This window comes from Pseudonocardia pini, assembly GCF_013870575.1.
In the GTDB taxonomy this organism is placed as follows: Bacteria; Actinomycetota; Actinomycetes; order Mycobacteriales; family Pseudonocardiaceae; genus Pseudonocardia; species Pseudonocardia pini.
This window is the reverse complement of the sequence record NZ_JACBXB010000267.1, coordinates 1-6770: the sequence shown is the minus strand read 5'-3', so window position 1 is coordinate 6770 and position 6770 is coordinate 1. Positions and strand designations below refer to the sequence as shown.

The following is a 6770-nucleotide window of genomic DNA, read 5'->3' as shown; positions in this document are numbered from 1 at the left end:
CGCCGGGCAGCAGGCGCAGGGTCGCGCCGGACAGCGCCACCTTGCGTGCGTGGCCGCGGCCGAAGGCGACGTCGAGGCCCTCGATCTCCAGGATCGGCTGTCCTGCTCGGGTGCGGGGCTCAGACACGGTTCAGCTCCTCGGTGGGGAGCACGGCGTCGGCCGTCGTCCCCAGGTAGCGCTCGAGCCCGTACTGCTCGTGCTCGGCGACGAGCAGCCGGGTGTAGGCCTCCTGCGGGTCGTGCAGGATCCGGGCCGTGGGCCCCTGCTCGACGACGTGGCCGTCGCGCAGGACGAGCACCTCGTCGCACAGCTGGGCCACCACGGCGAGGTCGTGGGAGACGAGCACCAGGGCCAGCCCGAGCCGCTCGGTGAGCTCGGCGAGCAGGTCGAGGATCTCGGCCTGCACGGTGGCGTCGAGCGCGGTCGTGGCCTCGTCGGCGATGAGGATGTCCGGGTCGAGCGAGATCGCGATCGCGATCAGCACCCGCTGCAGCATCCCGCCCGACAGCTCGTGCACGTACTGCCGGTACACCTGCTCCGGATCGCGCAGGTGCACGGAGTCGAACAGCTCGACGGCCCGCCGGTGCGCGTCCTTGCGGGACAGCCCGCCCCGCACCCGCAGCACCTCCTGGAGCTGCTTGCCCACCGTGATCGACGGGTTGAGGTACGAGGCCGGGTCCTGGAACACCGCGCCGATGGCGGCACCCCGCAGGGCCGTCCAGTCCCGCCGGGTGAGCGTGGCGGCGTCGCGGCCGAGCAGCGTGATCGAGCCGCCGGACACCTCGATCAGCTCCGGCAGGATGCCGAGCACGGCCCGGCAGGTGAGCGACTTGCCGCTGCCGGACTCGCCGACGATGCCCACCACCTGCCCGCGGCGCAGCCGCAGGCTGACCCCGTGGACCAGCTCGGTGTCGCTCAGGTCGTCGTGGATGCGGACGTCCTCCAGGACGAGGACGTCCTCCGGGTGGGTCTCCGCGACGGTCTCGGCGGCGGGGGTCACGACCGGGGCCTGGGTCATCAGGGCTCCTTCGATGGTTCGGGGGGCCGTCACGCCGCGACCCTGCGGGCCCGGTTGGCCTTCGCTGCCCGGGCCCCGACGAGCACGCGACCGGACTGGCCGGCCGCGTCCCGGATGGCGTCGGCGAGCATGTTGAAGGCCAGGACGGTGACCAGGATGATCACCGCCGGGAAGACCGGGGCGTAGGCCTTCTGGGGCAGGTAGTCCAGGTCCGAGGCGAGGATGCCGCCCCAGGTCGGGGTGGGCGGCTGCACGCCGATCCCGAGGAAGGTCAGGCTCGAGATCACCACGAGCCCCAGACCGAGGGTGGTCGCCAGGGTGATCGCGATGGGCGGCAGCACCTTCGCCCACACGTGCCTGCGCACGATCCAGCCCGTCGACGCCCCGGCGAGCACCGCGGCCTCGACGTACTGGGACTGGGCGACGGTCAGCGTCGCCGCCCGGGCCACCCGGTAGAACAGCGGCGCGACCAGCAGCCCCACCGCGATCATGGCCTGGGTGATGCCGTTGCCGAGCAGGGCGGTCATGGCCACCGCGAACACCAGGAACGGCAGCGCGACCAGGGTGTCGATCAGGCGCAGCGAGACCCATTCGAAGATCGACCCGAGGTACACCGACAGGATCCCCGGGATCGTCCCGAGCACCAGCGCGATCCCCGCCACCTCCAGGGTGCTGACGATGCTCAGCGGCGCGCCGGCCAGGATCCGGCTGAGCACGTCGCGGCCGGTGTAGTCCGTGCCGAGCCAGTGCTGGGCCGACGGCGGGGCGAGCGTGAGGTCCGAACCCTGCAGCGGGTCGTAGGGCGCCAGCACGGGACCGAACAGCGTGATCACGGCGATGACCAGCAGCACCCCGATCGCGATCCGGGCGCTGGGCAGCCGGAGCAGAACCTTGATCATTTCTCAGACCCCCCGCGCCGCGGCCGGCGCGAGCCGGTTCAGCACGACGTTGACGACGAGGTTGAACAGGACGACGAGCACGACCGACACGACGAGCACGCCCTGCACCGCGGGCACGTCGCCGCGGATGGCGGCCTGCGTGGCGAACACCCCGTAGCCGGAGAGCCCGAAGATCGCCTCGGTGACCACGGCGCCGCCGAGCAGCGCCGGGAACTTCAGCCCGAGGACGGCGAGGGCGGGCCCGACGCCGTTGCGCAGCACGTGCACGAAGAAGATCCGGCGCGGGCCGAGGCCGCGCACGAGCGCGCCGGTCACGTAGTTCTCCCGCTTCGTCGACACGAGCCCGTCCCGCAGCTGGCGCGCCACGTCGGCGACCGTGTCGAAGCTGAGCGCGATGGCCGGGAGGATCAGGTGGGACAGCCACGGACCCAGACCGGCCTCGATCGGCACGTAGCCCGCGGCGGGCAGCAGGTCCAGGCTCACGGCGAACACGGCCACCAGGGCGATGCCGACGACGAAGGGCGGCAGCACCGAGATCGTCGTGGTGAAGCCGGTGACGGCCCGGTCGACCCAGGTGGCGTGGAAGCGGGCGGCCAACGCGCCGAGCGCGAACCCGGCGACCACGCCGATGACCAGGGCCACCCCCGCGGCGGAGAGGGTGATCACCGCCCGGTCCAGCAGGACCTCGGCGACGCTGTGCCCGTTGAACCAGCTCTCCCCCAGGTCGAAGCGGAAGATGTCGCCGAGCCAGTCGACGTACTGCACTCCGAACGGCCGGTCCAGGCCCCACTCGTGCTCGACGGCGGCGACCGCCTCCGGGGTGGCCGCGTCCCCGAGCTGGATGTAGGCGGGGCTGCGGCCCGAGAGGTGGCCGAGCAGGAAGGTGAAGAACGTGCCGAGCAGGAACACCGGCACGAACACGGCCAGCGGCTTGCCGATCGAGACCGCCAGGCGCCTACCGCGGCTCCGCCGCACGTCGGACCTGGTCGGAGGTGCCGTCCGCGTCGTCGTCGCTGTCGCCATCACTGCGTCCCGGGGGTGAACTGGACGCCCTTCCAGCTCTGGTACCCGTCGATCGCCGGCGGGTCGGAGATCGACTCGTCCTTCGCCACCACGCTCGCGAGGCTGTACAGCGCGACGGTGGAGCCGTGCTCGTAGCCCGCCTGTGCGGCCGCCTGCAGCTTCGCCTCGTAGTCCGGGGCGTCGATCGGGGTCGCCCGGACCGCCTTGAGCGCCTCCTGGAACTCGGGCGAGGTGGTCGGCGAGCTGAGGTTGAGCACGCCGCCCGCGTCGTAGTGCTCGGTGAGCGCCTGCACGTGCGAGTCCCGGCCGACGTAGCCGAACAGCGATGCCGCGACCGACTTGCTGTAGTAGCCCTTGCCCCAGTTCGCCTGGTCGAGCAGCGCGATGTTCGCCGTGATGCCGACCGCCTTGAGCTGCTCCTGCAGGATCTCGGCGATCTGGCCGGACTGGATGGCCATCCCGGACAGGTCGAACGACACCGAACCGTCGGCGTACCCCGCCTTCGCCAGGATGTCCCGGGCCTTCGCCGGGTCGTAGGGGTGCTCGGCGTTCAACGCCGAGACGTAGGCCGGGTGCCCCTCCGGGAACGGCTGGTGCGCGGGCGCGGCCAGGCCGAAGCCCAGTTTGGTGGAGTACTCCTCGGGGTTGACCGCGTACCGGACCGCCTCCACGACGGCGGGGTCGGTGAACGGCGCCTTGTTCGTGTTGAGGCTCAGGAACTGGATGCCCCAGTGCCGGTCGACGCTCGCGAGCACGTCGAACCCGGCCTTCTCCGCCTCGTCGGCCTGCTGCGGGTCCAGCTGCGCCCAGTTGTAGACCCCGGACTGCAGCCCCGCGGTCAACGTCGACGGGTCGACGCCGAAGTTGATCTCGATGCGGTCGACCTTGATGTTCGCCGCGTCCCAGTAGCCGTCCCACTTCTCCAGGACGATCTTCGACTCCGGGTCGTACGAGGCCACCGTGAACGGCCCCGCCCCGACCGGTGCGGCGGTGTTGAGCCTGCCGGGGTCGGCCTGGGCCGCAGTCTTGCTCGGCAGCATGCCGCCGCGCACCGCCAGCAGGTAGGGGATCTGGTAGTCCTGCTGGCCGAGATCCAGCCGGACCGTCAGCGGGTCGACCACCGTGGCGGTCTCGACGTTGTTGTACGACCCCTTGAGCGCCGAGTTCTCCTGCGTCTTGATCCGCTCGATGTTGAACTTCACCGCCTCCGCGTCCACCGGGGAGCCGTCCTGGAACGTCAACCCGGGCTTCAGCGTGATCGTGATCTGGTCACCCGCGGCGTTGTACTCGTAGCCCGACGCGAGTGCGGGCACGACGTGCCGCTCGCCGTCGACGGTGAACAGCGACTCGTAGATCGGGGTCAGGTAGATGGTGGCGCCGGTCGATCCGGTGACGATGGGATCCCAGTTGGCCTGGATCTGCTTGGTGCCCCACCGGACCGTGGAGTCGCCGCCCGCGCCGCCCGACGCCGACCCCCCACAGCCCGCCAGGACCATTCCGAGTGCCGCGACGAGCGCGGCCACGACGACGGCGGTGGGCCGCCTCTTCCCGATCTGGACTCTCATGACTCTCCGATGGTGGGTGTGGCTCAGGCGCTCAGGCGCGGGGCCTGCTCGCGGGCGGCGGTGTGGACGTTGGCGGGCACCGGCAGACCGAGGTTCCCGCGCAGGGTCGACGACTCGTAGGCGGACCGGACCAGACCGCGGTCGCGCAGGATCGGCAGCACCTCGTCGGTGAACCGGGCGAAGGCGCTCGGCACGGTGACGTGGATGTTCAACCCGTCGAACGCGCCGGCCCGGAACCACTCCTCGATCCGGTCGGCGACGGTCTGCGCGGTGCCCACGAACGGCGACGGGGCCGGGCCGGAGAAGCGCCGGACGGCCTGCCGGAGCGTGAGTCCCTCCTCCTGCGCGACCCGCACGATGGTGGCGGTCTGGCTGCCGAAGTTGTTGTGCCCCAGGCCGGAGACATCCGGGAACGGGGCGTCGAGGTCGTAGCGGCTGAAGTCGTGCCAGCCGAACGGCCGCCCGAACTGGGCCAGGTCCTTGGCGAAGTCCCGGTCGCTGCGCCGCCGGTCGGAGATCTCCCGGGCCTGCGCGTCGGTGTCCGCGACGATCGGTTCGACCCCCGGCAGGATCCGGATGTGCTCCGGATCGCGACCCTTCGCCGCGGCCCGGCCGCGGATGTCCTCGGCGAAGGCCACCGCCTCCTCGACCGTGGCGTGGTGGGTGAAGATGCCCTCCCCGATCGCGGCGCCCAGATCGCGCCCCTCCTCGGAGTTCCCGGCCTGGAAGATGACCGGTTGGCCCTGCGGCGACCGGATCAGGTTCAGCGGGCCGCGGACGCGGAAGTGCTCACCGGTGTGGTCGAGCCGGTGCTGGCGGGAGGGATCGACGAAGACGCCGGTCTCGCGGTCGCGGGGGAAGGCGTCGTCCTCGTAGGAGTCCCAGAGGCCCTGGCAGACCCGCACCGACTCCAGCGCGCGCGAGTAGCGGGTGGGGTGGTCGTAGTGCTCGTCGAGGCCGTAGTTCGCGGCGGTGCCGCCGTCGCCCGTGGCGACGACGTTCCAGCCGGCCCGCCCTCGGCTGATCACGTCGAGCGAGGCGAACCGCCTGGCCAGGTTGAACGGGCTGTTGTAGCTGGTGCTGACCGTGCCGACGAGCCCGATGTTCCGGGTCGTGACCGCGAGGGCGGAGAGCAGGGTGAACGGCTCCAGCCGGGCGAGGTAGTGCGGTGGGGAGTCGGGGGTGATGAAGGCGCTGTCCACGATGAACACGAGGTCGAACAGCGCCTCCTCCGCCTGTCGGGCCCTGGCGACGTACCAGTCGATGTCGACGCTGGCGTCGCCGGGGATCTCGGGGTGGGTCCAGACGTCGTGCTGGCCGGGGCCGCCGACGCCCATCAGGACGGCACCGAGCTTGAGCTGACGGGCCATGGCTCGTCCTTTCACGGGTGACGAGATCGGCCGCGGACGCCAGTCAGCGCGCCGGCACGCGTCGTCGCGCACCGACGCGGGCAGGCGTCGACGGGGGGATCAGGGTGCGATCGGGTCCACTCGGCTCGAGGGACCGCTGGAACGCCGGAGAGGCGTCAGCGAAGACCGCGACGACACGTCGCGGTGGAGGTGCGGGCGAGATCGACCGCGAGCCGCCGGGTCAGGCCGAGGAACGGACCACGCGCACGGTCCCCACCCGAAAGGGTGAGCGACACGAGGACGCGGGCCGACGACATGGCACGATGGTGACACTTCGCACGCGGCAGCGTCCAACTCGGGCTTCCGATCACTTCCGATAGGAAGATCCGATCGGTTCGGCCCGGCTGCCCGGCCGCTCGCCCGCAGGAACCGCGGGCCGGCCTCGGGACCCGATCACTTTCGATAGGAATCCTCGATCTGTTCTGCTGGACTGGGCCCGTGTCCTCGCAGACCCGCACCCTCGACGTCGTCCCGCTCCGGAGTTTCGTCGCGGTCGCGGAGTGTGGCGGGTTCCACCGGGCCGCGGCGGCCCTGCACGTGAGCCAGCCTACGGTGAGTGACCACGTCCGGCGACTGGAGAGCGCCTGCGGGACCGCGCTCGTGCGCCGGGTCGGCCGGGCCTCCCGCCTCACCCACGCGGGCGAGACGTTGCTGGTCGAGGCCCGTCGGATGCTCAGCATCCACGACGACGTGCTCGCCCGGCTCGCCGCGCCGACCGTCCGCGAGCTGAGCGTCGGGTCCACCGAGCACGCCGCCGACCAGCTGCTGCCCCGGCTTAGCACCGCGCTCGGCGCCACCGTGCGGTACCGGCTCGACCGCGGGACCGGGCTGCGCGAGGCGCTGGACCGCGGCGAC

The 6770-nt window shown here is 71.7% G+C and carries 6 protein-coding genes; 1 reads left to right on the top strand and 5 read right to left on the bottom strand.

Going from position 1 to position 6770, the window contains the following annotated elements; translation table 11 throughout:
- Window positions 1-119: 119 nt before the first annotated feature.
- The 5 genes from H5J29_RS16340 to H5J29_RS16320 are packed head-to-tail and all read right to left on the bottom strand — an operon-like array spanning window position 120 to window position 5876.
- Window positions 120-1019: an ABC transporter ATP-binding protein gene (locus tag H5J29_RS16340; RefSeq protein ID WP_181781821.1), complete on the bottom strand. Its 900-nt coding sequence runs from the start codon at window positions 1017-1019 to the stop codon at window positions 120-122.
- Window positions 1020-1048: 29 nt separating this feature from the next.
- A complete protein-coding gene (locus H5J29_RS16335) occupies window positions 1049-1918 on the bottom strand; it encodes an ABC transporter permease (RefSeq protein ID WP_181781820.1) in 870 nt (289 codons plus the stop codon).
- 3 nt (window positions 1919-1921) lie between these two features.
- Window positions 1922-2893: an ABC transporter permease gene (locus H5J29_RS16330; RefSeq protein ID WP_312858264.1), complete on the bottom strand. Its 972-nt coding sequence runs from the start codon at window positions 2891-2893 to the stop codon at window positions 1922-1924.
- Between the two features lie 47 nt (window positions 2894-2940).
- The gene (locus tag H5J29_RS16325; protein ID WP_181781818.1) at window positions 2941-4506 is read right to left on the bottom strand and encodes an ABC transporter substrate-binding protein; all 1566 of its coding nucleotides are present in this window, start codon (window positions 4504-4506) and stop codon (window positions 2941-2943) included.
- Window positions 4507-4529: 23 nt separating this feature from the next.
- The gene (locus H5J29_RS16320) at window positions 4530-5876 is read right to left on the bottom strand and encodes an LLM class flavin-dependent oxidoreductase (RefSeq protein ID WP_181781817.1); all 1347 of its coding nucleotides are present in this window, start codon (window positions 5874-5876) and stop codon (window positions 4530-4532) included.
- A 477-nt stretch (window positions 5877-6353) separates the two neighbouring features.
- Here H5J29_RS16320 and H5J29_RS16315 point away from each other — a divergent pair.
- Window positions 6354-6770 (top strand): LysR family transcriptional regulator (locus H5J29_RS16315; RefSeq protein WP_181781816.1); only part of this gene is annotated, 417 nt, incomplete at its 3' end.